The 23,990-nt window shown below is 60.2% G+C and carries 21 protein-coding genes; 18 read left to right on the plus strand and 3 right to left on the minus strand.

Translation table 11 applies throughout. The features are described 5' to 3' along the window. Nucleotides 1-14 precede the first annotated feature (14 nt). From ACA051_RS23480 to ACA051_RS23525, 10 genes are all read left to right on the plus strand, one after another. Nucleotides 15-929, plus strand: coding sequence for a glutamate/aspartate ABC transporter substrate-binding protein (locus tag ACA051_RS23480; RefSeq protein WP_497305107.1), 915 nt, complete (start codon nt 15-17; stop codon nt 927-929). A gap of 193 nt (nt 930-1,122) precedes the next feature. Then, nucleotides 1,123-1,869 carry an amino acid ABC transporter permease gene (locus ACA051_RS23485; protein WP_497305109.1) on the plus strand — a complete coding sequence of 249 codons (747 nt, stop codon included), beginning with the start codon at nt 1,123-1,125 and terminating at the stop codon, nt 1,867-1,869. After that, nucleotides 1,869-2,540, plus strand: coding sequence for an amino acid ABC transporter permease (locus ACA051_RS23490; protein WP_497305110.1), 672 nt, complete (start codon nt 1,869-1,871; stop codon nt 2,538-2,540). The genes ACA051_RS23485 and ACA051_RS23490 overlap by 1 nt, the downstream gene beginning before the upstream one ends. Next, nucleotides 2,537-3,271: an amino acid ABC transporter ATP-binding protein gene (locus ACA051_RS23495; protein ID WP_219094577.1), complete on the plus strand. Its 735-nt coding sequence runs from the start codon at nt 2,537-2,539 to the stop codon at nt 3,269-3,271. Before ACA051_RS23490 ends, ACA051_RS23495 begins: the two co-directional genes overlap by 4 nt. Before the next feature lie 218 nt (nt 3,272-3,489). Beyond that, nucleotides 3,490-5,391: a two-component sensor histidine kinase AauS gene (aauS, locus tag ACA051_RS23500; RefSeq protein ID WP_497372109.1), complete on the plus strand. Its 1,902-nt coding sequence runs from the start codon at nt 3,490-3,492 to the stop codon at nt 5,389-5,391. Then, nucleotides 5,388-6,716 (plus strand): two-component response regulator AauR, encoded by a 1,329-nt coding sequence (gene aauR, locus ACA051_RS23505; RefSeq protein ID WP_497305114.1) that lies wholly within the window; start codon nt 5,388-5,390, stop codon nt 6,714-6,716. The genes aauS and aauR overlap by 4 nt, the downstream gene beginning before the upstream one ends. Nucleotides 6,717-6,724: 8 nt before the next feature. Next, a complete protein-coding gene (locus ACA051_RS23510) occupies nt 6,725-7,054 on the plus strand; it encodes a GlpM family protein (RefSeq protein ID WP_219094616.1) in 330 nt (109 codons plus the stop codon). A 285-nt stretch (nt 7,055-7,339) separates the two neighbouring features. Further along, nucleotides 7,340-8,260 carry an arginase family protein gene (locus tag ACA051_RS23515; protein WP_497372111.1) on the plus strand — a complete coding sequence of 307 codons (921 nt, stop codon included), beginning with the start codon at nt 7,340-7,342 and terminating at the stop codon, nt 8,258-8,260. Continuing rightward, entirely contained in the window at nt 8,257-8,631 is a 375-nt protein-coding gene (locus ACA051_RS23520) for a DMT family transporter (protein ID WP_010457711.1), read from the plus strand. The genes ACA051_RS23515 and ACA051_RS23520 overlap by 4 nt, the downstream gene beginning before the upstream one ends. A gap of 10 nt (nt 8,632-8,641) precedes the next feature. Next, complete coding sequence (locus ACA051_RS23525; RefSeq protein ID WP_497372113.1) at nt 8,642-9,040, plus strand: DMT family transporter; 399 nt, start codon at nt 8,642-8,644, stop codon at nt 9,038-9,040. Between the two features lie 154 nt (nt 9,041-9,194). Here the strand turns inward: ACA051_RS23525 and ACA051_RS23530 are convergent, their stop codons facing one another. Then, nucleotides 9,195-9,947 (minus strand): MipA/OmpV family protein, encoded by a 753-nt coding sequence (locus ACA051_RS23530; RefSeq protein ID WP_497372115.1) that lies wholly within the window; start codon nt 9,945-9,947, stop codon nt 9,195-9,197. A gap of 220 nt (nt 9,948-10,167) precedes the next feature. Here ACA051_RS23530 and ACA051_RS23535 point away from each other — a divergent pair, with 220 nt between their 5' ends. The 6 genes from ACA051_RS23535 to ACA051_RS23560 are packed head-to-tail and all read left to right on the plus strand — an operon-like array spanning nt 10,168 to nt 17,432. Next, nucleotides 10,168-10,881 carry an MtnX-like HAD-IB family phosphatase gene (locus tag ACA051_RS23535; RefSeq protein ID WP_497305121.1) on the plus strand — a complete coding sequence of 238 codons (714 nt, stop codon included), beginning with the start codon at nt 10,168-10,170 and terminating at the stop codon, nt 10,879-10,881. Continuing rightward, a complete protein-coding gene (locus tag ACA051_RS23540; RefSeq protein ID WP_497372117.1) occupies nt 10,874-12,268 on the plus strand; it encodes an aspartate aminotransferase family protein in 1,395 nt (464 codons plus the stop codon). The genes ACA051_RS23535 and ACA051_RS23540 overlap by 8 nt, the downstream gene beginning before the upstream one ends. Continuing rightward, nucleotides 12,265-13,143 (plus strand): alpha/beta hydrolase, encoded by an 879-nt coding sequence (locus tag ACA051_RS23545; protein ID WP_497372119.1) that lies wholly within the window; start codon nt 12,265-12,267, stop codon nt 13,141-13,143. Before ACA051_RS23540 ends, ACA051_RS23545 begins: the two co-directional genes overlap by 4 nt. A gap of 14 nt (nt 13,144-13,157) precedes the next feature. Further along, nucleotides 13,158-14,285, plus strand: a complete 1,128-nt coding sequence (locus tag ACA051_RS23550; RefSeq protein ID WP_497372121.1) for a GNAT family N-acetyltransferase — start codon at nt 13,158-13,160, stop codon at nt 14,283-14,285. Next, nucleotides 14,282-16,054, plus strand: coding sequence for a sensor histidine kinase (locus ACA051_RS23555; protein WP_497372123.1), 1,773 nt, complete (start codon nt 14,282-14,284; stop codon nt 16,052-16,054). The genes ACA051_RS23550 and ACA051_RS23555 overlap by 4 nt, the downstream gene beginning before the upstream one ends. Further along, nucleotides 16,044-17,432: a sigma-54-dependent transcriptional regulator gene (locus ACA051_RS23560; protein ID WP_497305130.1), complete on the plus strand. Its 1,389-nt coding sequence runs from the start codon at nt 16,044-16,046 to the stop codon at nt 17,430-17,432. The genes ACA051_RS23555 and ACA051_RS23560 overlap by 11 nt, the downstream gene beginning before the upstream one ends. Before the next feature lie 158 nt (nt 17,433-17,590). On the opposite strand, the gene ACA051_RS23565 is transcribed toward ACA051_RS23560, so the two are convergent. Continuing rightward, the gene (locus ACA051_RS23565) at nt 17,591-18,256 is read right to left on the minus strand and encodes a DsbA family oxidoreductase (protein ID WP_497375625.1); all 666 of its coding nucleotides are present in this window, start codon (nt 18,254-18,256) and stop codon (nt 17,591-17,593) included. A gap of 537 nt (nt 18,257-18,793) precedes the next feature. Between ACA051_RS23565 and ACA051_RS23570 the strand changes: the two genes are divergently transcribed. Then, nucleotides 18,794-19,162 carry a DUF6124 family protein gene (locus ACA051_RS23570; protein ID WP_497372125.1) on the plus strand — a complete coding sequence of 123 codons (369 nt, stop codon included), beginning with the start codon at nt 18,794-18,796 and terminating at the stop codon, nt 19,160-19,162. Between the two features lie 141 nt (nt 19,163-19,303). Here the strand turns inward: ACA051_RS23570 and ACA051_RS23575 are convergent, their stop codons facing one another. Beyond that, nucleotides 19,304-20,323 (minus strand): alpha/beta fold hydrolase, encoded by a 1,020-nt coding sequence (locus ACA051_RS23575; RefSeq protein ID WP_497305135.1) that lies wholly within the window; start codon nt 20,321-20,323, stop codon nt 19,304-19,306. Between the two features lie 259 nt (nt 20,324-20,582). On the opposite strand from ACA051_RS23575, the gene ACA051_RS23580 reads away from it, so the two are divergent. Continuing rightward, complete coding sequence (locus tag ACA051_RS23580; RefSeq protein ID WP_497372127.1) at nt 20,583-23,927, plus strand: hypothetical protein; 3,345 nt, start codon at nt 20,583-20,585, stop codon at nt 23,925-23,927. Nucleotides 23,928-23,990: the final 63 nt, after the last annotated feature.

Below are 23,990 nucleotides of genomic sequence, written 5' to 3' on the forward strand. Positions count from 1 at the left end.
TCGAGGAAAATTTGATGCGCATCGTTCCCCATATCCTGGGCGCAGCCATTGCTGCCGCTCTGATTAGCACTCCAGTTTTCGCTGCCGAGCTCACCGGCACACTGAAGAAGATCAAAGAGTCCGGTGTGATCACCCTCGGGCATCGTGACGCTTCCATCCCGTTTTCCTATATCGCTGATGCTTCCGGCAAACCAGTCGGCTACTCCCACGATATCCAGCTGAAAATCGTCGAAGCCATCAAGAAAGACCTGGACATGCCCAACCTCCAGGTCAAATACAACCTGGTCACCTCGCAAACCCGTATCCCGCTGGTGCAGAACGGCACCGTGGACGTCGAGTGCGGCTCCACCACCAACAACGTCGAACGTCAGCAGCAAGTTGACTTTTCCGTCGGCATCTTCGAAATCGGCACCAAGCTGCTGGCCAAGAAAGATTCGCCTTACAAAGACTTTGCCGACCTCAAAGGCAAGAACGTCGTGACCACCGCCGGCACCACGTCCGAGCGCATCCTCAAGTCGATGAACGCCGACAAGCAAATGGGCATGAACGTCATCTCCGCCAAAGACCATGGTGAGTCCTTCCAGATGCTGGAATCGGGCCGTGCCGTTGCCTTCATGATGGACGACGCCTTGCTGGCCGGTGAAATGGCCAAGGCCAAGAAGCCAACCGATTGGTCCGTGACCGGTACTGCACAGTCCTACGAAATCTACGGTTGCATGGTCCGCAAGGGCGACGCACCGTTCAAGAAAGCCGTGGACGACGCGATCGTTGCGACCTACAAGTCCGGCGAGATCAACAAGATCTACGAAAAATGGTTCATGGCGCCAATCCCGCCAAAAGGCCTGAACCTGAACTTCCCGATGAGCGACGAGCTCAAGGCCCTGATTGCCAATCCGACCGATAAAGCGGCTGACGACAAGAAATCCTGATTTCTGACTAACCTTATCTCCTGAGAGGGCCACTGCCCTTTCGGGGGATAGTCACTCCCTGCTGGCATTTTTGGAAACACTCGAACCGGTGGCTGTCGAGCCGCTCGTGTGTGCCTGACCGTCAAGGTTAGGGCGGGAACGGAGCTTCCCCAGGCGGGCACTTGTACATCGAACGATCTGAGGGGAGACCCTAATGAATTACAACTGGGACTGGAGCGTGTTCTTCAAGTCCACCGGCGTGGGCAGCGAAATTTATTTCGACTGGTACCTCTCCGGTTTGGGCTGGACCATCGCCATCGCCGTCGTGGCCTGGATCATTGCCCTGATGCTGGGCTCGATTCTGGGTGTCATGCGCACCGTGCCGAATCGCATCGTATCGGGCATCGCGACCTGCTACGTCGAACTCTTCCGTAATGTGCCGCTGCTGGTTCAGCTGTTCATCTGGTACTTCCTGGTGCCCGATCTGCTGCCGCAAAACCTGCAGGACTGGTACAAGCAGGATCTGAACCCGACCACCTCGGCGTACCTGAGCGTTGTCGTTTGCCTGGGCCTGTTCACCGCCGCCCGCGTGTGCGAACAAGTGCGTACCGGCATCCAGGCGCTGCCTCGTGGCCAGGAAGCGGCCGCTCGCGCCATGGGTTTCAAACTGCCGCAGATCTACTGGAACGTGCTGTTGCCCCAGGCCTACCGGATCATCATTCCGCCGCTTACCTCGGAATTCCTGAACGTGTTCAAGAACTCGTCCGTGGCATCGCTGATCGGCCTGATGGAGTTGCTCGCGCAGACCAAACAGACCGCCGAGTTCTCCGCCAACCTGTTCGAAGCGTTCACCCTGGCCACCCTGATCTACTTCACCCTGAACATGAGCCTGATGCTGCTGATGCGTGGGGTCGAGAAGAAAGTCGCCGTACCGGGCCTGATCTCCGTAGGGGGTAAATGATGGAATTCGACTTCTCGGGCATCGTCCCGTCCCTGCCGGGCCTGTGGAACGGCATGGTCATGACCCTGCAACTGATGGCGCTGGGCGTCGTCGGCGGGATCATCCTCGGCACGATCCTGGCCCTGATGCGCCTGTCCCACAGCAAGCTGCTGTCGAACATCGCCGGCGCCTACGTCAACTACTTCCGTTCGATTCCATTGCTGCTGGTCATCACCTGGTTCTACCTGGCGGTGCCGTTCGTGCTGCGCTGGATCACCGGCGAAGACACCCCGATCGGCGCGTTCGCCTCCTGCATCGTGGCCTTCATGATGTTCGAAGCGGCGTACTTCTGCGAAATCGTCCGGGCCGGCGTGCAGTCGATTCCCAAGGGTCAGATGGGTGCTGCCCAGGCTTTGGGCATGACGTATAGCCAGATGATGCGTTTGATCATCCTGCCGCAAGCGTTCCGCAAGATGACCCCGCTGCTGCTGCAACAGAGCATCATCCTGTTCCAGGACACTTCGCTGGTCTACGCGGTCGGCCTGGTGGACTTCCTCAATGCCTCGCGTGCCAGTGGCGACATCATCGGTCGCTCCAATGAGTTCCTGATCTTTGCAGGTCTCACGTACTTCACAATCAGCTTTGCCGCCTCGCTGCTGGTCAAGCGTCTGCAAAAAAGGTTTGCCGTATGATCTCTATCAAGAATGTCAACAAGTGGTATGGCGACTTCCAGGTGCTGACTGACTGCAGCACCGAGGTCAAAAAAGGCGAAGTGATCGTGGTGTGCGGGCCGTCCGGCTCCGGCAAATCCACCCTGATCAAATGCGTCAACGCCCTGGAACCGTTCCAGAAAGGCGACGTGGTGGTCGATGGCACGTCCATCGCTGACCCGAAGACCGACCTGCCGAAACTGCGTTCGCGCGTGGGCATGGTGTTCCAGCATTTCGAACTGTTCCCGCACCTGACCATCACCGAAAACCTGACCATCGCGCAGATCAAGGTGTTGGGCCGTAGCAAGGAAGAAGCCACCAAGAAAGGCCTGCAACTGCTTGAACGCGTCGGCCTCTCGGCTCACGCCCACAAGCACCCGGGCCAGCTCTCCGGTGGCCAGCAACAGCGTGTGGCGATTGCCCGTGCGCTGGCGATGGACCCGATCGTCATGCTGTTCGACGAACCGACCTCGGCGCTGGACCCTGAAATGGTCAACGAAGTGCTCGACGTGATGGTGCAATTGGCCCACGAAGGCATGACCATGATGTGCGTGACCCACGAAATGGGCTTCGCCCGCAAAGTGGCGGATCGCGTGATCTTCATGGACCAGGGCAAAATCATCGAAGACTGCAAGAAAGAGGACTTCTTCGGCGACATCACCCACCGCGCCGAGCGTACACAGCACTTCCTTAACAAGATTCTGCAGCACTAAGACGGTACTGGCTTGCCCTTGTGGCGAGGGAGCTTGCTCCCGCTGGGCCGCGCAGCGGCCCCAAAACCTGCCAATGCATGATGTCTGACATACCGCATTGACCGGCTTTACGACTGCTTCGCAGCCGAGCGGGAGCAAGCTCCCTCGCCACAGGTTCCGCATTCGACTGGAAACCAGAGCAAGCCTGTTGCCACGCTGGTTGACCCAAGGCATCTGTGATGAAATGCGACCCCACTCTCTATCGCGCCGCGCCGCCATCACTCGCCGTGAAACCCCGTCTGATTCGCCATCTGTTCCTGCCACCCCTGGTCATCGCCCTGATGATCGGATTGGGTTACCTCGGCTTCTGGGTCAGTGAACACTACGGGATTCGCAGCCTCAGCGAGAACGGCCAGCGTCAGCTCGAACTGCACGCCCGCGCCGTCGAGAGCGAGATCAGCAAATACACCTACCTCCCCAGCCTGCTGGAACTTGAATCCAGTGTTTCAAAACTGCTGGCCGATCCGTCACCGGAACACCGGCAGACGGTCAATGATTACCTCGAAGGCCTGAACCGGCGCAGCCGCAGTCGGGCCATCTACGTGATGGACACCACCGGCCGAGTCATGGCCACCAGCAACTGGCGCGATGTCGACAGTTACCTGGGCGAAGACCTGTCCTTCCGCGCCTATTTCCAGAACGCCGTGCGCGGTCAGCCGGGGCGCTTCTACGGCATCGGCAGCACCAACGGCGAACCCGGTTACTACCTGGCCCACGGCCTCGAAGAGCACGGCAAGATCATCGGCGTCGCGGTGGTCAAGGTGCGCCTCGAAGCCATGGAAGAACGCTGGCAGCGTGCGCGCCTCGAAGCCTTTGTCAGCGACGAGAATGGCATCATCATTCTCTCCAGCGACCCGGCGCGACGGCTGAAATCGGTGGTTCCGTTGAGCGACGAAACCAAGGAAAAACTCGCCCGCAGCCTGCAGTACTACTGGTTCCCGCTGAACGAATTGCAGCCACTGGCCCGGGAGCAACTGGCCGAAGGCGAGGAAAAATTGACCTTCCCTGCCAACAGTGAAGTGGAGTCCGACGAAGAGGACATCAGCTACCTCTCGCAGACCCGCCCCTTGAGCGACACCCCATGGAATTTCACCCTGCTCACGCCGCTTCAGGATTTGCGCCGTGAAGCGATCAATCAGGGGATTCTGGTGGCGGTGGCGTTTGCCCTGGTGGCGTTCCTGCTGATTGCCTGGAACGAGCGGCGCAAGGTGATCGCCACCCGCCTCGCCGCCCGTGAAGCCCTGCAGGAAGCCAATAATCAACTGGAGCGTCGGATTACCGAACGCACCACGGATCTGCGCGCCAGCAACGAACGCCTGAAGGGCCAGATCCGCGAACGGCGCCAGGCCGAAGAGACACTGCGCCGCGCCCAGGATGAGCTGGTGCAGGCCGGCAAACTCGCCGCCATCGGCCAGATGTCGACCAGCATCGCCCACGAACTGAACCAGCCGCTGGCGGCGCTGCGCACCTTGTCCGGCAACACCGTGCGCTTTTTAGAGCGCGGTCAACTGGACGTGGCCAGCACCAACCTCAAGACCATCAACGAATTGATCGACCGCATGGGCCGAATCACCGCCAGCCTGCGCTCCTTCGCCCGTCGCGGTGACGACAAGGGCCAGGCCTGCCTGGGCAAAGCGGTAGACGCCGCGTTGCAATTGCTCGGCGGTCGCGTGGAAAGTGTCCATCTGCAACTGCATCGTGACTTCAAAGACGTGCAGGTGCAGATCGACCAGACCCGCCTCGAGCAGATTCTGGTCAACCTGATCGGCAATGCCCTCGACGCCATGCAGGCGCAACCGTTGCCCGAGTTGTGGCTGGAGGGCGAAGCATTCGATGGCAAATATCGCCTGCGCGTGCGCGACAACGGCCACGGTATCGATGCCGAAGCGCGCAAGCATTTGTTCGAACCGTTCTTCACCACCAAGCCCGGCGAACAAGGCCTGGGCCTGGGCCTGACCCTTTCCGCCAGTCTGGCCGCCGCCACCGGCGGGCACCTGGGTGTCGAACACCCGGCCAGCGGTGGCACCACCTTCGTCCTCAGTTTACCGTTGGTAAGCCCCATTCACGCCGAGCCAATATGAACAACGACCTTAGTGTGCTGATCGTCGAAGACGACCCCCATGTGCTGCTCGGCTGCCAACAAGCGCTGACCCTGGAAGACATTCCCTGCGTGGGCGTGGGCAGCGCCGAAGAAGCGCTGGAGCGGGTTGGCGACAACTTTGCCGGCATCGTCATCAGCGACATCCGCCTGCCGGGCATCGACGGCCTGGAACTGCTGACCCGGCTCAAGGCCCGCGATCGCAGCCTGCCGGTGGTGCTGATCACCGGTCACGGCGACATTTCCATGGCCGTCGGCGCCATGCAGAAAGGCGCTTACGACTTCATGGAGAAACCCTTCTCCCCGGAACGCCTCGTCGATGTCGCCCGCCGCGCGCTGGAGCAACGCAGCCTGGCGCGGGAAGTGTCTTCGTTGCGTCGGCAACTGGCGGAGCGCGATTCCCTCGAAGGCCGGATCATTGGCCGCTCGCCGGCCATGCAGAACCTGCGCGAACTGATTGCCAACGTCGCCGATACGTCGGCCAACGTGCTGATCGAAGGCGAAACCGGCACCGGTAAGGAATTGGTTGCGCGCTGCCTGCACGATTTCAGTCGCCGCCACACCAAACAATTTGTCGCGCTGAACTGCGGCGGCCTGCCGGAGAACCTGTTCGAGAGTGAAATCTTCGGCCATGAAGCCAACGCCTTCACCGGCGCCGGCAAACGGCGGATCGGCAAAATCGAACACGCCGACGGCGGTACGCTGTTCCTCGATGAAGTGGAAAGCATGCCCCTGCCCTTGCAGATCAAACTGCTGCGGGTGTTGCAGGAACGCACCCTCGAACGCCTGGGTTCGAACCAGAGCGTGGCCGTGGATTGCCGGGTGATCGCAGCGACCAAGTCCGACCTCGACGAGTCGAGCAAGGCCGGCGAGTTTCGCAGCGATCTGTATTACCGCCTGAACGTGGTGACCCTGGAACTGCCGCCCCTTCGCGAACGTCGCGAAGACATCCTGCAACTGTTCGAACACTTCCTGCAGCAATCGTCCCTGCGCTTCGACCGCGCCGTGCCGGAGCTGGACAACCAGACCCTGTCGCACCTGATGAGCCACGACTGGCCGGGCAACGTGCGCGAACTGCGCAACGTCGCCGAGCGTTTTGCCCTTGGCCTGCCGGCCTTCAAGAAATCCGGCGCCAGCGGCAGCGCTCAGGGGCTGGCCTTCGCTGAAGCGGTGGAAGCGTTCGAACGCAACCTGCTCAGCGACGCCTTGCAACGCAGCGGCGGCAACCTGACCCAGGCCAGCCTGGAACTCGGGATGGCCAAGACCACGCTGTTCGACAAAGTGAAGAAGTACGGGCTGAGCCACTGATGGATTTGATGCTGAAAGCAGCGCTGGGTGCGGCGGTAGTGGTGATTCTGGCTGCGTTGGCCAAGACCAAAAACTATTACATCGCAGGGTTGGTGCCGCTGTTTCCGACCTTTGCGCTGATTGCGCACTACATCGTCGGCAAGGGGCGTTCGCTGGATGACTTGAAGACCACCATCGTGTTCGGGATGTGGTCGATCATTCCGTACTTCGTTTACCTGGCGACGTTGTATGTGATGGTCGACCGGATGCGGCTTGAAGCATCGCTCGCCGTGGCGGCAGTGGCGTGGCTGATGGCCGCCACCGTCCTCGTCACCGTCTGGGTCCGCCTGCACGCCTGATCCCGCAGGTTCTGTAGGAGCGAGGCTTGCCCGCGAAGGCGGTGTTCCTATCGCAGGAGATGCATCGGACGCACCGGCCTCTTCGCGGGCACGCCTCGCTCCTACAGGGTCTGCGGTGTGTGATCATTCCCACGCAGAGCGTGGGAATGATCATCAAAGGATCTGCGGTGTCTGATCGGTGGCGGCTGGCCCGTCCCTTGCATTTACCCCCAAAGCCCCCTCGGCCGGCCTTCATGATGGATGAAGCCGGTGTCTGGGAGGGTCTGCCAAGGGTGAATTGCGACCTTGAATATTTTAGATCTCGACCACAGCCTGACCACCCAGGCGCCCATCTCGCGGCTGCTGGAAAGCGGCCGTGCCAAACGCCTCGATTTGCTCGACCTCGGCCCGAAATTGCGGCTGTGGTCCAGCGAACGGACCTTTCGCCGCTTCGCCGAACGCTTGCAGCAACGGCCCCGGCACAGCGGCCCGCAGCCGGAAATCTTCTTCGTCGGCTCCGGTGATTACCACCATCTGACCCCGGCGTTCCTGACTGATTTGCCGGAGCCGGTAAGCCTGATCCACTTCGACAACCACCCCGACTGGGTCCGCTTCGCCCCGCGCCGGCATTGCGGTTCGTGGGTCAATCAGGCGCTGAAACTGCCGAACATCCAGCGCATCGTCACCCTCGGCCCGTGCAGCGACGACCTGCAGAATCCGCAGCTCAAGGGCGGCAATGTCAGGGCGCTCAAACGCGGCGTGTTGCAGCTGTTTCCGTGGCAGCGCCCGCCCTCGAAAGTGTGGGGCCGGGTCGGTGACGGCGCCGGTCATCAACAGCAGGAAAACCTGCTGCACTGGCGCAATCTGGCGGAGCTCGACTGGCCGGTTTTTCTCGAACAAATGATCGCCAGCCTGCCCTCCCGCGCGGTGTGGATCACCGTCGACAAGGATGTATTGGCCAGCGAAGACGCGGCGACCAACTGGGACCAGGGCGGCATGCGCCTGAGCCACTTGCTGCAAGCCATCAGAGCGTTGGCGGCCAGCAAGCGAATCCTCGGCATCGACATCTGCGGCGAGTACGCCCGGCCGGCCTTCAGCAACGCCCTCAAGCGCTGGGAAGCCAAGTCGGACCAGCCCCCGGCCGAACGCTGGAGCGAAGCGGATCTGCTGCGCAACGCGGCGACCAACCAGGCGTTGATCGATCTGTTCGAGGAGTTGTTTCCATGACCTTCACCGTGATTGTGCTGGTGGCGTTTTCCATCGTGCTGGACGTCATCGGCCAGCTCTGTTTCAAGCTCGGCCTGGACCGTTTACCGGAGCTCGAAGGCGGGTTTCGCTTGAATGCGTTCTGGGGCCAAGTGTTCAACGCGCCGCTGCTGTGGTGCGGGATCGGCGCCTACGTGATCGAATTTTTCGTCTGGCTCGAAGCCCTGTCGCGGGCGCCGCTGAGCCTGTTGTTTCCGGCGGCGGCGCTGGCGTATTGCGGCGTGGTGTTGGCTGGCAAGCTGATCCTCGGCGAGACCGTCAGCCGCCGGCGCTGGCTCGGCACTTTAGTGATTACGGCGGGGGTGATGCTCGTGTGTGTCACCCATGCATGAGGCTCAAGCGATGATCAGAAACAAGACCGATTGGCTGCATGAGCGCCTCGGTACGGTGGTGCTGTGGGCGTTGTTGATCGGTTTTGAAAGTGCCGGCCAGATCGCCACCAAGGTCGGAGGCGATCAACTGGGGCAGATGGATTTCAACCTGCAATGGCTGCTGGCCGTGGCGGTAAATGCCGGGGTGTGGTTTGCGATTGTCTGCTACATCGGCGCGTTTTTCGTGTGGATGCTGATCTTGCGGCGCAGCAGTTTGTCCCTGGCGTTTCCGCTGAGTTCGCTGGTGTTTGTCGGGGTTTTGCTCGGGTCGTGGCTGGGGCTGGGGGAGCAGATCAGCGTGCTGCACTGGGTGGGGGTGGCGGTGATTATGGGGGGGATTGCGTTGCTGGCCGAAGGCGAAGAAACCTGAAAATCACCGCAATTCCTGTGGCGAGGGAGCTTGCTCCCGTTCGGCTGCGCAGCAGTCGTAAAACAGGCTGGCGAGGTATTTCTGGAAGAATGAGTTGCCAAGTTTGGGGGCCGCTTCGCGACCCAGCGGGAGCAAGCTCCCTCGCCACAAGTGCTTAGTTGAATTTGTAGGCCAGTGCCGCCTGCACTTCCCCTTGGTTGGTCTCCCCGACGGCTTTGACAATACTGCTATCCGCCGCCGAGCCCGTCAGATGAACCCAGCTCGCACTCGTCAGCAACGACCACTGCGGCGCCAGCGGGAACTCAAAGCTCTGGGTCAACGCCACATTCTGCAATCCACCGCCAGCGTTGTACGGCCGAATCCCCGAGGCTTGTGACTCATTGGCACTCACCCCGAAAAACGTCTGATTCTGCCGCGCATCAGCAAAATGCGCGGTCAGACTGGAGCTGCCAATTACCCCGCCGCCCAGTGGATAACCCAACTCCCCGCCGACGCGCCCCAACACCCCGCCACGCCCGCCCACCGCTTGCCCGACGGACGCAAACACCCGCCAGAAATCAGCGGGCGCGTACTGCACGAAGCCGCCCACCTCGGCCATGTCCGGCACATCGCGCAACCCCTGCAATTCGCCGTTGGACGTGCGCCCCGGCAGGTAATTCACGAACGGTCCGGCGCTGAAACCATTGGCGCTCAACGCGTCCCAGGTCAGCCCGTCGTCCGTACTGAGGCTGACATCGCCCCAATCCAGATCGAGGTACGGCACCGGCCGGGTTTCGTAGCGGCTACCAGTCGGATCGTGCGGCTGATAGCTGAGGCCAGCCCCTGCTTCACCGGTGATGCCGTCCGCTGAAACGTTGGCCGAAAGGCACGTCAGCGCGGCAAATAGAGCAACAGTAATCCTCGACATGAGGCCATTCCTTGATCTGGATGTGCGCGCATCAATCCCCGAATCGCCCCTCCCGCGCAAGCACTCATGTTGTTTGTAGCGACCTACAAAAATTGTAGCTTCACCGATACCCACACACGCCAGAACCCCAGCCCCGCTGGGCCGAACCCGGTTGGCACAGTCCCTGCTCTACCCCCTTGGCAAGCGCAAACAGCGCCTCCTGCCAAGATAGGTACAACAGATGATTGACTGGCATATCGTGTGTGATTTCGACGGGACCATCACCCGCACCGACGTGATCGACAGCATCCTCCAACGGTTCGCCGACCCGAGCTGGGAAGCAATCGAAAACGAGTGGCTGGCGGGTGACATCGGTTCCCGTGAATGCCTCAGCCGCCAGCTCTCGCTGGTCAAGGCCACACCGGGCGAACTGCTACGGTTCTTCGACACCATCGAGATCGACCCTGACTTCCCCGACTTCGTCGACCACGTCATCGGCCTCGGCGCTTCCCTTGAAGTGGTCAGCGACGGCATCGAGCAAGGCATCGCACGGATCCTGGCGCGCCACTACGTCAGCCTCTTGCCGATCCTCGCCAACCGCCTGCGGCAACTCGACCACCAGAGCTGGCGCATCGACTTTCCCCATGCCAGCGACGCCTGCCGCGCCGCCTCCGGCAACTGCAAATGCAAATCCACCCCCAGCGCCAAACGGGTGCTGGTGATCGGCGACGGCCAGTCCGACATGTGCGTGGCCGCCACCGCCGATTTCGTGTTCGCCAAGGATCGCCTGGCCGAGCACTGCGAGCGCAACGGCATCGCCTACGCCCGCTTCGACAGCTTCGCCGAACTGCCCGCGTTGCTCGCCCTGCTGCCAAGCGCCAGCGCCGCCAACGCCACCTCTTTCAACATAGAAACTTTCAACCCAGAAAATCAGGAACTCTTCCACCATGTCTGATATTCGAATCGCCACACCTGAAGACCAGGTCCTTCTGGATAAAGAAGCCAAGTACTGCTCCTACGGCGACACCGTTCACTACATCGATCCGCCGCGCATTTTCAGCCGCTGCGAAGGCTCCTACGTCTGGGACACCGAAGACCAGGCCTACCTCGACCTGCAAATGTGGTACTCGGCGGTCAACTTCGGTTACGCCAACCCGCGCCTGAACAACGCGCTGAAACAGCAGATCGACACCCTGCCGCAGATCGCCAGCCAGTACCTGCACAAAGGCAAGATCGAGCTCTCGGAAATGATCGCCGTGGACGCGAAGAAGAAGTTCGGCCTCGACGGTCGCGTGCACTTCAACGTCGGCGGTTCGCAGTCCATCGAGGACTCGCTGAAAGTCGTGCGTAACGCCACCAACGGCAAAAGCCTGATGTTCGCCTTCGAGGGCGGTTACCACGGTCGCACCCTCGGTGCGTCGTCGATCACCTCCAGCTACCGCTATCGCCGCCGCTACGGCCACTTCGGCGAGCGCGCCAATTTCATCCCGTTTCCGTACCACTTCCGCGGCCCGAAAGGCATGACCAAGGAAGAGTACGGCAGCCATTGCGTGCAGCAATTCGCCCGCCTGTTCGAGACCGAATACAACGGCGTCTGGGACCCGAAAGTCGGCCAGAGCGAATACGCAGCCTTCTACGTCGAACCGATCCAGGGCACCGGCGGCTACGTGATTCCGCCGATGAACTTCTACAGCGAACTCAAGCATGTGCTTGACCAGCACGGCATTTTGATGGTGGTCGATGAAATTCAGATGGGCTTCTGGCGCACCGGCAAGCTGTGGTCGATCGAGCACTTCGACGTCAAACCGGACGTCATCGTCTTCGGTAAAGCCTTGACCAATGGCCTCAACCCATTGGGCGGTATCTGGGCCAAGGAAGAATTGATCAACCCGAAGATCTTCCCGCCAGGCTCGACCCATTCGACCTTCGCCTCCAACCCGTTGGGCACGGCGGTCGGCCTGGAAATGTTCAAAATGACCAGCGAAATCGACTACGGTGCGATGGTCATGAACAAGGGCAAGTACTTCCTCGAAGGCTTGAAAGACTTGCAGAAACGCTATCCGATCATCGGCGACGTCGACGGCCTGGGCCTGGCCCTGCGCTGTGAAATCTGCGGGCCGGACGGCTTCACGCCGGACAAGGCAACGCTCGATTTCATGGTCGAAGAAGGCATGAAAGGCGACATCGAAATCGACGGCAAACGCCTGGGCCTGATCCTCGATGTGGGCGGTTACTACAAAAACGTGATCACCCTCGCACCGTCGCTGGAAATCAGCTACCCGGAAATCGACCTCGGCATCGCGCTGCTCGACCGTCTACTTGATCGAGCCATGAAACGATGAACACCGAAAAGATCGATATGGGCGAAGGCAGCGCCGGTTTCGTTCTCGGCAACGGGGAGGTCGCGGTGTTGTTGATCCACGGCCTCACCGGCACGCCGACCGAGTTGCGTCGGGTAGCCATGGGCCTGGCCAAGGCCGGTTGCACGGTCTACGTGCCGACCCTGGCCGGCCACTGCGGGGACAACGCCGACCTGCAAGCCACCGGCTGGCGCGACTGGTACGAGAGCGCACGTAACACCTTCGTCGGTGTGCGGCGCAAGCATGAGCATGTGTTCGTCGGCGGCTTGTCGATGGGCGCGGTGCTGGCGATGTACCTGGCGGCCGAGCATCCGGGGCAGATCGAAGGCTTGCTGCTGTATTCAACCACCCTGCGCTACGACGGCTGGAACATGCCTTGGGTCGCCAAATTGAGCAGCCTGGTGATGTCGATTCCGTTTGGCGTGCACCTGTGCCGCTTCAACGAAAAATCACCGTTCGGCATCAAGGACGAACGCTTGCGCGCCATCGTCGAACGGCAGATGAAGGCCGGTGAAAGCGCCAATGCCGGATTGCTGACCATGTCCGGGGTGAGTGTGCGGGAACTGCATCGATTGGTGGCGGCGGTGAAAAAGCGCATGCCGCAGATCACCACGCAGGCGCTGGTTCTGCACTCACGGGAAGACGACATCACCAGCCGCTGGAACGCCGACTATGTGGAACGCAAACTCGGCGGCCCGGTGGTGAAAATCCTGCTCGACGACTGTTACCACATGATCACCGTCGACCTGCAATACCGCCGCGTGGTGGAGCTGAGCGCGGACTTTATCCAGCACCGGTTCATGCAACAAGTCACCGCCCCGCAACCCATTCGCCAGGCATACCGGCAGCTGGCGTAACTCAAGGAACTGAAGTGATCACTGCCCTTGCCTTTTCGACCATCGAAGCCATCGACCGCGGTGCCTGGAATGACTGTTTCCCCGCAGAACTGGAGGACTGGGATTATTACCGGGCCGTCGAACAGGCGGGCATTGCGGATTTCCAATGGCGCTATCTGGCGCTGTACGAAGACGAGGTGTTGGTCGCGGCGGCGGTGGCATTCACCACCTTGTATTCGCTGGACACCACGGTTCAGGGACCGGGTAAACGCGTCACCGAACAGTTGCGCCGCTGGTGGCCGGGGCTGTTCGACGTGCGCCTGTACGCCCTCGGTTCGCCGGTGGCCGAACAATGCCATGTCGGAACCGCACGCCAGATCGACCCCGCCCGGCGCCCGGCCTTGCTTGAGCAATTATTGACCCTGGCGCGCAACGACGCCGAACAGGCCGGGATCGGTCTGCTGGCGGTCAAGGATGCGTCTCACCGGGATCCGCAGTGGTTGCAGGTGTGCCAGGCGGTCGGTCTGCAAAGCATGCCCGGCCTGCCCAGCGCCGAACTGCCGATCCGTTTTGGCTCCGTGGACGCGTACCTCGGTACCCTCGGCAAATCCACCCGTAAAGACCTGCGCCGCACGTTGCGTGGGCAAGGTCCGCGCATCGAATGGCGGCGCACCGTGGAAGACCTGCTCCCGAGAATGATGGCGCTTTACGAAGCCACCCTCGAGCGCAGCGATCTGACCTTCGAACGCCTGCCACCGGACTACTTCCGTCAGGTCCTCGAACACCTCGATGAACGCGCCGCGTGCGTGCTGTACTGGGTCGGCGATGAGCTGGTAGCGTTCAACCTGGTGCTGCTGGACGAGCAACGCCTGGTCGACAAATTCTTCGCCCACGACCTGACCCGAACCCGCGAGCACAACCTGTACGTGCGCAGCTGGCTGGCCAATGTCGACTACTGTATTGAACACGGCATCCCGATCTACGCGTGCGGTCAGGCCGGCTATGCCAGTAAGCTGCGCCTGGGTTGCTCGTTCACCGGCAACACCGTGTTTTTCCGCCATCGCAACCGCGTGCTCGACGGTCTGTTGCGACTGGTGAAAATGTTCATTCGACCGGACCGTTCCGACCCTGCCATGGCTGCTGCAATAAGCGAAACCTCATGATCAAAAACCGCCCCGCCACCGCCCGACCTTTCGCCCTCTCCGGCTGGAGCCTGCAGCGCAAACTGGTGCTGGCGTTCTGGCTGGTCAGCGTGATTCCGACGATGATCGCGGCTGAACTGGCGGCCACCACCCTGTCGCAAATTTTCGACAGCAACGTGCGGATCTGGCTGCAGGAATCGACCCAGATCGTCGAGGACGAGATCACTGAGATCCGCCGGGATAACGCCCGGGCCGCGCAGTTGTTCCTGCGCTACACCCGCCCGCCCACCGATCGGTTGTCGAGCAAACACGACAAACTGACCACCGACATCGCTGATTCCATGGGCATCGACGTGGTGGCGCTGGTGCGCAACAGCGATCACAAAGTGGTGTTCAGCACCGCCGCCGATGACATCGTCCGGCAGATCAGCACCGAGTCCAAGGCGTTGTTGCAGACCCTGCAAGTCGGCGGCATCCCCACCGGCACGGTGGTCTCGACCTTCGAGACCGATCAGGACGGCGTCGATTACAAACTGGTCATCGCCACCTACCTCGACAGCAGTTTCCTCACCAGCGTCGCCGACGTGCATTCCCTCGACCTGCGGCTGTACCTGGCCAAGGCGAATGACTTCTCTGAGATCTTTTCCACCCAGCGTTTCGAAGATCACCCGGCGGCGGTGCCGGAGAAAATCGAACAGATCCTGCGCAACACCAAGCAGCCGATCGAACAATTCACCAATCGCTACAGCGGCATCTACCGGCCGATCCTCAATGAAAACGGTGAGCTGCAAGGCGTAATCTTCAGCGGCCTGCTTCGCCACACCAGCCTGGTCGGGCTGGTGAACCAGAGCAACCTGTTCATCCTGATTTTCCTGCTCAGCTCGGCGGCGTCCCTGACGGTTGGCTGGTTTGTCTCGCAACGCCTGACCAAGCCCTTGCGCGGGTTGTCCAAAGGCGTGCAAGCGGTGATTGCCGGGGATTACCGCCAACGCCTGGTGGTCACCGGCGGCGACGAACTGGCGGAATTGAGCAGCACCTTCAACCACATGAGCGAACGCCTCGGCGAGTTGCAGCACCTGGAATCGCAACTGCGCCGCCGCGACCGTCTGCACGCGCTGGGCGAAGTCGCCATGGGGCTGGCCCATGAAATCCGTAACCCGCTGGGCATCATCAAAACCGCCACGCAACTGCTGCACCGGCGCGCCGATTTGCCCGAGACCGACAAGCGTCATCTGGAATACGTGGTCAGTGAAGTCAGCCGCATCAACGACCTGATCACCGACTTCCTCGACTTCGCCAAACCCAGCGCACCGATGCGCTCGACGCAACCGGCGCGGCCGCTGGTGGATGAGCTGATCGGCTTCTGCGCCCCGGAACTGGCCAGCCACACCATCGATGTGCAAATCGACGATCAGGCCCCCGGCGCGACCCTTCACGCCGACGCGCGGCAACTCAAGCAGGCCGGCCTGAACCTGATCGTCAACGCCATCGACGCCATGCCCGACGGTGGGCGGCTGACCGTGGCGATCAGCAGCGAATCGCCGTACACCGTGATCAGCATCAGCGACACCGGCCAGGGCATCGAACCGGACATGCTCGAACGGATCTTCACGCCGTTCGTCACCACCAAGGCCTCAGGCACCGGCCTGGGGCTGGCGAAGGTGTTCTCGATCATGGAAAGTCATGACGGGCGCATCGAATGCGTGAGTGAAAAAGATGCCGGCACCACCTTCAGCCTGTACATTCCGGCCAATGGTGAAGACTTCGACGAGGGCAGCGATGACACATAACGTACTGGTGGTCGACGACGAGCCCAAGCTCTGCGACTTGCTGGCATCGGCACTGGGTCAGAACGGCCTCCAGGTGTTCACCGCCGGCAATGGCCTGCACGCGCTCAAGGTGCTGGAGTGCGAGGACATCGACCTGGTAATCAGCGACTGGCGCATGCCCGGCATGGACGGCCCGCAATTGCTGGCGGAAATCAAAAGCCGTTTTCCGCAACTGCCGGTGATCGTCATGACCGCCTACAGCACGGTGAAAAACGCCGTGCAATCGATGCGCAACGGCGCCTTCGACTACATCGCCAAGCCATTCGACATTGACGAACTGGACATCACCGTCAGCAAGGCCCTGCAATTTCGCGACATCCTCAAAGACAACCAGCGCATGCGCGCCGAGCTCGACGAACACCAGCAGATCGACAGCCTGATCGGGGACAGCCCGAGCTTTCGGCGGGTGCTGCACGCGATCGATTCGGTACGCGAGAGCAGCGCCACGATTCTGCTGACCGGCGAAAGCGGCACCGGCAAGGAAATGGTCGCCCGGGCGATCCACAAACACGGCAATCGCGCTGACAAACCGTTTGTAGCGGTGAACTGTGCGGCGATCCCGGAAGGACTTCTGGAAAGCGAAATGTTCGGCCACCGCAAAGGCGCGTTTACCGGCGCCGTGGCGGATCGCGTCGGGCGCTTCATGCAGGCTGACAAAGGCACGTTGTTCCTCGATGAAATCGGCGAAATGCCGCTGGCCTTGCAGGCGAAAATCCTCCGGGCCTTGCAGGAACGGGTGATCGAGCCGGTGGGCGATCCGCGTGAGCGCAAGGTCGATGTGCGGGTGATTGCCGCGACGAACAAGAACCTGCTGGACGCGGTGGCCAACAAGGAGTTTCGCGAGGACCTTTATTACCGCCTCAACGTGTTCCCGATCCCGCTGCCGGCCTTGCGCGAAAGGGTGGAAGACATCGCGCCGCTGGCCCGGCATTTTGCTCACACCCTGGGCGCCACGGCGGGCAAGCGTTTTACCGGGTTCAGCGCGCAAGCCTTGCAGGCCATGGCCCATTATTCGTGGCCGGGGAATATTCGCGAGCTGCAGAACTGCGTGGAGCGGGCGACGATTGTGGCGTCGGGGGCGGTGATTGAAGAGGAAGATTTGCCGGCGTATCTGTTTGCCTCAAATGCCGGCAGCAGCGGTGCGCTGGTCACCGAAGGCAGCGTACCGGCGGATCTGGAAGCGGCGTTGGCCGAGGTCGAGAAGGCTTACATTCTGGCGGCACTGGCGCAGAGCAATGGCGTGCAGGCTGCGGCGGCGCAGTTGATCGGGATCTCGGAGCGCAGCTTCTGGTATCGCCTGAAGAAACTGGGCATCCACGTAGACAAAATCGTCAGGTAACCGCCCCCCCTGTGGCGAGGGAGCTTGCTCCCGCTCGGCTGCGCAGCAGTCGTAAATCCAGCGAATGCTGGTCTGCCTGGCTACAACGGTGCTGACATTGGGGCCGCTTCGCAGCCCAGCGGGAGCAAGCTCTCTCGCCACAGAAGCACTCCCGGCAATTAGCTCACAGTCCCGCCCTTTGATTCACTCATGATCTGCCGAATCGCTCCGACAAAGGTCTCGACCGGCTGCCCGCCCGTCACCGCGTACTGCCCGTTAAACACCACCGTCGGCACCGAACTCACCCCGCGCGACAGCCACAACTGCTCTTCTTCGAGCACCTCTTTGGCAAACTCATCGGATGCCAGAATCGCCTCGGCCCGCTGCCGATCCAGCCCGACGCTTTCAGCAATCTGCGCCAACTGCCCGTGGTCGGACGGATTGCCGCCCTCAGTGAAATACGCCTTGAACAGCGCTTCTTTCAAATTGAATTGCAACCCTTCCAGCCCCGCCCAAAACAGCAACCGATGCGCATCAAAGGTGTTGTAGATGCGGCTGTTGCCATCGGTGCGAAACGCAAACCCGACCTCGGCGCCACGGGCACGGATCATCTCCCGGTTCTTCTGCGATTGCTCGGGGGTCGAGCCGTACTTTTCAGTGATGTGTTCGGTGATGTTCTGCCCTTGCGGCCCCATCTTCGGGTTCAGTTCGAACGGCTGGAAACGGATCTCGGCCTGGACCTCATCGCCCAGCAAATCCAGGGCCCGGGTCAGGCCATACAGGCCGACCACGCACCACGGGCAGGACACGTCGCTGACGAAATCTATTTTCAGGGGGGTACTCATCATTCACCTCGCAGACTGGATCGCGCCGGAAAGTTGGAACGATACACCTGAAAGACCGGGGTGGCAGCCATTCCCCATCCCCCTGTGGGAGCGAGCCTGCTCGCGATGGCGTCGTGTCAGTCGCCATCCGCTTGACTGATACACCGCCATCGCGAGCAGGCTCGCTCCCACAGGGGATTTTCGGTGTTTTTGGACGTGTGTTTAGTTCTGTTTAAGGTTACTTCCTGAAAGCTACAGCGCCTTGCGCCGTCGCCTACAACCGCGTCAGAATCCGCCGGCTTGTGCGCCTGGAGGCCCGTCGGTAACTTGGTTCCGTCACTGATTTCCAGTGATCGGGTTTAGTAGCCCGGCTTTTCCTACCGACCGCATAAGTGTCATCTAGTCAGGCATTCGCCTGCACTTGATGGTGGCTGTGCGCATGGCGCCCTCGGGCGCGCCGGTTTTGGTGGGTGGCCGGTCTACTAACTTGCGTACAGCCGCCACCCTTCCGTTTAGTAGCGAGACAGGTTGCGGCTCCACTATCAGGAGTACCCTCCAATGTTCAAGATCACACCAAATCCACCGGAAACCGACGACGTTTCCCCCTACGAAACCCCGGACTCCAAAAAACTCAACGAAGCCGCCGACCGCGCCCTCGATTACTACCTCAAACCGGTCATCCCCAAAGACACTCCCCGCCGCCCCAGCACCATCTACACCATCGCCCCCGACATCGATCACGAAACCCTGCTGGCCAACGCCTGCGAATCCCTGGCGTCGGCGAGCGTGATGCTGAGTGATTTCGCCGGGTTGCTGGAAGGCCCGCAGCGCAACACCGTGCTGGGCATTCAGCAGTCCGTCATGCTGGGTGAACTGGCGGTGAACCGGATGCTGGATAACTTCGTTCCACCGGGTTCAGCTACCTAACTGTCTGGCGATGCTTCACTAACACCAAAGATCAAAACTGTGGGAGCGAGCTTGCTCGCGATGGCGGTGTGTCAGTCAACATTAATGCTGAATGTCATGCCGCTATCGCGAGCAAGCTCGCTCCCACATTGTGATTGGGAGTTATAGGAGATTGGGGACCGGCACCGGATCGATCTGCGCCCAATGCGAAGTGTCTTCGCGGTGGGTCTGCAAATACGGCAACACCGCCGCCAGCAACGGCGCCTTGAACGCTTCCTGGAACCGATGCGCCAACCCCGGAATCAGCTTCAACTGACTGCCGCGAATATGCGCCGCCAAATGCACACCGTGCATCACCGGTAACAGCGGATCGGCCGTGCCGTGGACCACCAGCGTCGGCACGCGCAATTGGTTGAGCAACGCCACGCGACTGCGCTCGGCGAGGATCGCCATGATCTGGCGCTTCACGCCCTCAGGGTTGAACGCCCGGTCATAAGACAGCGCCGCCTGATGCAGCAGCGCCTGCCGATCATCGCTCACCGTCGGGCTGCCCAGCGCCGCCAGCAAATCCGCCTGTTGCTCCAGCGCCACTTCGCGGTTTGGCGCGCCACGACGGGACAACAGCTGTACCAACGCCGCACTCGGTGCCGGCAAGCCTTCGGCACCGGAACTGGTCATGATCAGGGTCAGGCTCTCGACCCGCTGCGGCGCCATCGCCGCCATGTGCTGGGCAATCATCCCGCCCATGCTTGCGCCCAGGACGTGGAACTGCTCAACCTTCAACGCATCCATCAGGCCAAAGGCATCGTCGGCCATGTCGGTCAGGGTGTACGGCGCCGACACCGGCAAACCGAGCTTGTAACGCAGCACTTCGAAGGTCAGGTTGGCGTCGACGGGCGCTTGCCGCCAGGTCGAGAGGCCGACATCGCGATTGTCATAACGAATCACCCGAAAACCCTGCTGACACAGCGCGACCACCACCTCATCCGGCCAGTGAATCAACTGCCCGCCCAGGCCCATCACCAGCAGCAACGCCGGGTCGGACGCACGGCCGATGCTCTGGTACGCCAGGCTCACCTGCGCCAGATCGGCGTGTTGGGTGGGAACATTGACATCGCAACGAGACGCCGCCAAGGACGGCAGGCCAAACAACAGCAAGGCCAGAAAAATGAATGCACGCATGAAAAAACACCGAAACGCAGAACCCCAGTAGAGCGCGAGTCTGATGAAGTTTGATCAAGCGCGCTGCCACAGTTACGTGACAGTTTGATGAAGATTGCTGAGCGGTCGTGTGAAGCGTTGACGCCTGCCGTTGGTCAGAAAACAGTCTGTACCTGTTATTTCTGACAGTAGCCAGCCTGCCCGTTTGAGCTTTCAATCAGTCTCTGACGCGCCTTGCCACCCCCGGTTCGCGCGCTTTCGTGCGAGTCGGAGAACTTCTATGACTGCTTTATTTATTTACACACCAAAGCAACTTGCCGCGCTGAAAAAAGAAAGCCCGCAACAACAGGTCGACCTGTTTGCCGAAATCAGGTCGCAGGGCCTGTTCGCAGAAAATGGCGCATTCGTCATATTCCCCATCCTGATTCCGGGTTGGCATGTAGTCGACTACCCCACTGCCTCCCATGGGGTCAACGCGGACGAAACTGTCGGTCCCGGCCGGGGATGGTGGGTGCTTTTCCCCTCCTACACGTTAATGGCAGCATTTGACACGCTACGCCTGTACATGGGCAAACGCCTTGAGCCCGGTCAGGCCCCGGACCCGACGGATCGAGGCACATTGATCAAGACCGAAATCGTCCCCCAGAATCACAACAATGAGAACATCGCCAGCTTCATTCCCAGGACGGCGGTCGAAAAACCCGGCATCCATCTGATGTGGTACACCGTCGAACGCACCAGTGGCAACCTGGATCCTTCAGTAGAGATAACCGTATGGTTCAAGCCAACCTTCCCTGACAGCCTTGATCGAACCGGCAACACCCTCGAGCGAGTGCCTCTGGAGGCCCCTCGGTTCCCGGCCATTATTGATGAGGCTATGGTGAAGGTGGGTGTGGACGTCACTATTCCTGCCTGGCGAATCATGACCGTCGGTGACGTCATTACCCTGATGTTCGGTAATCAAATCGTCGAGTACACCCTCAAGCCCGAGGAGGTCGGTCAGAACATCGTTGTATTTGTGCCGGCTGCCGTCCTCGAGCTGATCGGCCCCGCTGACCCGTTATCGGTGAGTTACAAGATCGGTGACCAAGTAAAAAACAGCAGTCTCACCTCCAAAACAGGTGAAGGAAAACTGGTTCCGAATATCACCTATCTTGAAGCGCCTTCAGTGGTTCGCTCGAACGGCAATGTTCTAAAAATCGACGATCTCAATGGCAATCCCATGGAAATTGAAATCTTCGTAGAGCGAGCCGACGCCACCCCAGGAGATAAAGTGGAATGCTTTATCTACAACCCCAAGACTGGACTCACTCAGTCCTTTGGTCCGTTTAATTACCAAAGAGGCATCGTCACGGTCGAGGTGCTTTACGAAATAGTGAAGAATCTGGCCGACGCGACAATAGAAATCTACTACGAGCGCATCAGAGTCGTGGCGGGCGTAGAGGAACGCACTCCGTCCTACTCCTATTCTCTGGAGCTGATCGGCGAAAAATACCGGGCGCCGGCGCCTACTGCGCCGCAAGCTCACGGGGCAGTCCTGTCGCCGGCTCTGGCAGAGACGGTGGTCTATGCCGGACCTGGAATCGAAGGTCTGGAGGTCGGTGACAAAGTGACACTGACCAGCTTGAGTACCAGCGCCGGCGGCACCACCCGCCTGCAAACCTACGAACGGTTTGTTACCCAGTCCATGGTGATTCCGGGGGTGGGCATCGTCGTGCCATTCGACTGTGAAACCACCCATTTCGAGACTTATCAGAACGGTTCGGTCCAGCTGTCCTATACCGTCACCGGCACCGGGCATGCCGCGCCTCTGGAGTCCTACACCCGTCGGCTGCGCATCGGGCAAGTGACCAATCTCCTGGGCATCGTCGATGTCGGCAGAGACGAAAACGGTGTACTCGATCCGAAGGACATTCCTTTCGGTACCCCAGCCATTTGCCCAGCCAAAGCTCACACGCGTATCGGCGACACGGTTCATCTGGAAGTACGGGGACCCGACGGTAATCTTGTTTTTGCAGACAGGTTGCCCATTACGGCGGCCCACCTCGACAAAGACATTGAATTCAGACTGGCCTACGAGCTCATCAATTCACTGCTCAATCAAGTGATCACGGTGGACTGGTACATCGAGCGCGAGCGCGAACTCCCGCTGACAGCGCCCGAACTGGTGTTGCGAATCGGCGCCAAGGCCTTGGTGCTACCGCCGCCCGCGCTCGTGCAGGCTTCACCTGGCACGATTATCAATCCGCAAAACACTCAGAAACTTGCCACGGTCAAAGTCACCTACACCGGGATGGACCCCGCCCATCGTGTCACCCTCTTCGTCAAAGGGCGCGATGGTTTTGGCAGCCCGGTGCTTGCGACACTTAAAGGAAGCGCCAGCGGAACATTGATCTTCACCCTGCCCCTGACCGCCGTCCCCGCCAACATGGGTACATTCATGTCCTTCTGGTATGTCGTGACGCAGGAAGGCATACATGATCAAAGCTCCGCACCCACCAGGTACGAAGTCACCTCGATTGCCAATGAAGATATCAACTACCCGCGCATGAGCATCAAGGAGGCGCCGGATCACAAGGTCCTGAACCTCAACAACTTCACGGGCGATGCTCACTGGACGCTGATTGCCTGGCTGTTCATTGCCATCGGGACCCGGATGCGGGTGGCATTGAGTGGGCAAAAATCCGACGGTAGCGAAAACGTCATCATGCTGTTCGATGGGGTGATCACCGCCAACCACTTGAGCACCGGCTTGAGCGGGGTCATCTCCCGGGAACAGCTAAAACTGTTCAAGGACGGCACGCAGGTATTCGGGCTGTCGGTCGCCAATTTCAGCGATAAGGGCGGCGTTGATACGTTCTTCCCGATGCGGGAACTGACGATCAAATCGGAAATGCTCGCCAAGCCAATGATTACCCAACTGATTGACAATCAAGGGGCAATTACCGGGCAGGTCAGAAATGGAGGCACGTGTGATGACGTCACACCAACACTGGTCGGAACTGCATCGCCCAATAGCACTGTGAATCTATTCAATGGTGCGGCTCAAGTGGGGTCAGCCATTGCCAACACAAACGGGATCTGGACGAAAGACATCAGTGTCGGTCTGGGTCGACATAGTTTGACGGCGAAAACGCAGGATGGTCTTCAAGCGTCCCCTCCCTGGGTTGTGACTGTGCAAGCAGACTTGAGCTCCATTACCGACTTTAACAACGGCAACTTCAATGGCTGGACACCAGGCGTTGGTGCACAAACGGGTCGCTTGCTGGGCACAGCGCCTAACTATCTCTTTCATATCTGGACGCCTGGCAAGATAAACAATTCAGGCGTGCTGTTCTCACGTAACTTTCCGTTAGTGATTGGCGCCAGATACGAGTTCTCTTGCCAGATATACAACACCGCCGTGAACGGTTACGACGTCGATCCCAAAATAAGCTTACTTGTCGACTATATGCTCAGCACCGCCTATGCAAATATCAATAAACACACCGGATGGAACACGGTGCACGGGACGTTCACCGCCTCCGCTGCCTCCGCCAATTTCTATATACATAATTATGAAGCAGGGGATATAGGCAATGACTTTTACATTCACCTATTGACCGTCAGACAGCTTTCCAATTAACGGGCGAGACGCGCAAAAAAACCCGCTGACCTTGACCGGTTCAGCGGGTTTTCATTGGCCACA

Source organism: Pseudomonas sp. LBUM1669, assembly GCF_059695705.1.

Coding starts and splice junctions, on each gene's coding strand:
- ACA051_RS23545 (WP_497372119.1), top strand. CDS start 12,265: ATGAACACCGAAAAGATCGATATGGGCGAAGGCAGCGCCGGTTTCGTT.
- ACA051_RS23510 (WP_219094616.1), top strand. CDS start 6,725: ATGCTGAAAGCAGCGCTGGGTGCGGCGGTAGTGGTGATTCTGGCTGCG.
- ACA051_RS23495 (WP_219094577.1), top strand. CDS start 2,537: ATGATCTCTATCAAGAATGTCAACAAGTGGTATGGCGACTTCCAGGTG.
- ACA051_RS23480 (WP_497305107.1), top strand. CDS start 15: ATGCGCATCGTTCCCCATATCCTGGGCGCAGCCATTGCTGCCGCTCTG.
- ACA051_RS23555 (WP_497372123.1), top strand. CDS start 14,282: ATGATCAAAAACCGCCCCGCCACCGCCCGACCTTTCGCCCTCTCCGGC.
- ACA051_RS23565 (WP_497375625.1), bottom strand. CDS start 18,256: ATGAGTACCCCCCTGAAAATAGATTTCGTCAGCGACGTGTCCTGCCCG.
- ACA051_RS23525 (WP_497372113.1), top strand. CDS start 8,642: ATGATCAGAAACAAGACCGATTGGCTGCATGAGCGCCTCGGTACGGTG.
- aauS (WP_497372109.1), top strand. CDS start 3,490: ATGAAATGCGACCCCACTCTCTATCGCGCCGCGCCGCCATCACTCGCC.
- aauR (WP_497305114.1), top strand. CDS start 5,388: ATGAACAACGACCTTAGTGTGCTGATCGTCGAAGACGACCCCCATGTG.
- ACA051_RS23570 (WP_497372125.1), top strand. CDS start 18,794: ATGTTCAAGATCACACCAAATCCACCGGAAACCGACGACGTTTCCCCC.
- ACA051_RS23520 (WP_010457711.1), top strand. CDS start 8,257: ATGACCTTCACCGTGATTGTGCTGGTGGCGTTTTCCATCGTGCTGGAC.
- ACA051_RS23575 (WP_497305135.1), bottom strand. CDS start 20,323: ATGCGTGCATTCATTTTTCTGGCCTTGCTGTTGTTTGGCCTGCCGTCC.
- ACA051_RS23490 (WP_497305110.1), top strand. CDS start 1,869: ATGGAATTCGACTTCTCGGGCATCGTCCCGTCCCTGCCGGGCCTGTGG.
- ACA051_RS23485 (WP_497305109.1), top strand. CDS start 1,123: ATGAATTACAACTGGGACTGGAGCGTGTTCTTCAAGTCCACCGGCGTG.
- ACA051_RS23535 (WP_497305121.1), top strand. CDS start 10,168: ATGATTGACTGGCATATCGTGTGTGATTTCGACGGGACCATCACCCGC.
- ACA051_RS23580 (WP_497372127.1), top strand. CDS start 20,583: ATGACTGCTTTATTTATTTACACACCAAAGCAACTTGCCGCGCTGAAA.
- ACA051_RS23530 (WP_497372115.1), bottom strand. CDS start 9,947: ATGTCGAGGATTACTGTTGCTCTATTTGCCGCGCTGACGTGCCTTTCG.
- ACA051_RS23560 (WP_497305130.1), top strand. CDS start 16,044: ATGACACATAACGTACTGGTGGTCGACGACGAGCCCAAGCTCTGCGAC.
- ACA051_RS23540 (WP_497372117.1), top strand. CDS start 10,874: ATGTCTGATATTCGAATCGCCACACCTGAAGACCAGGTCCTTCTGGAT.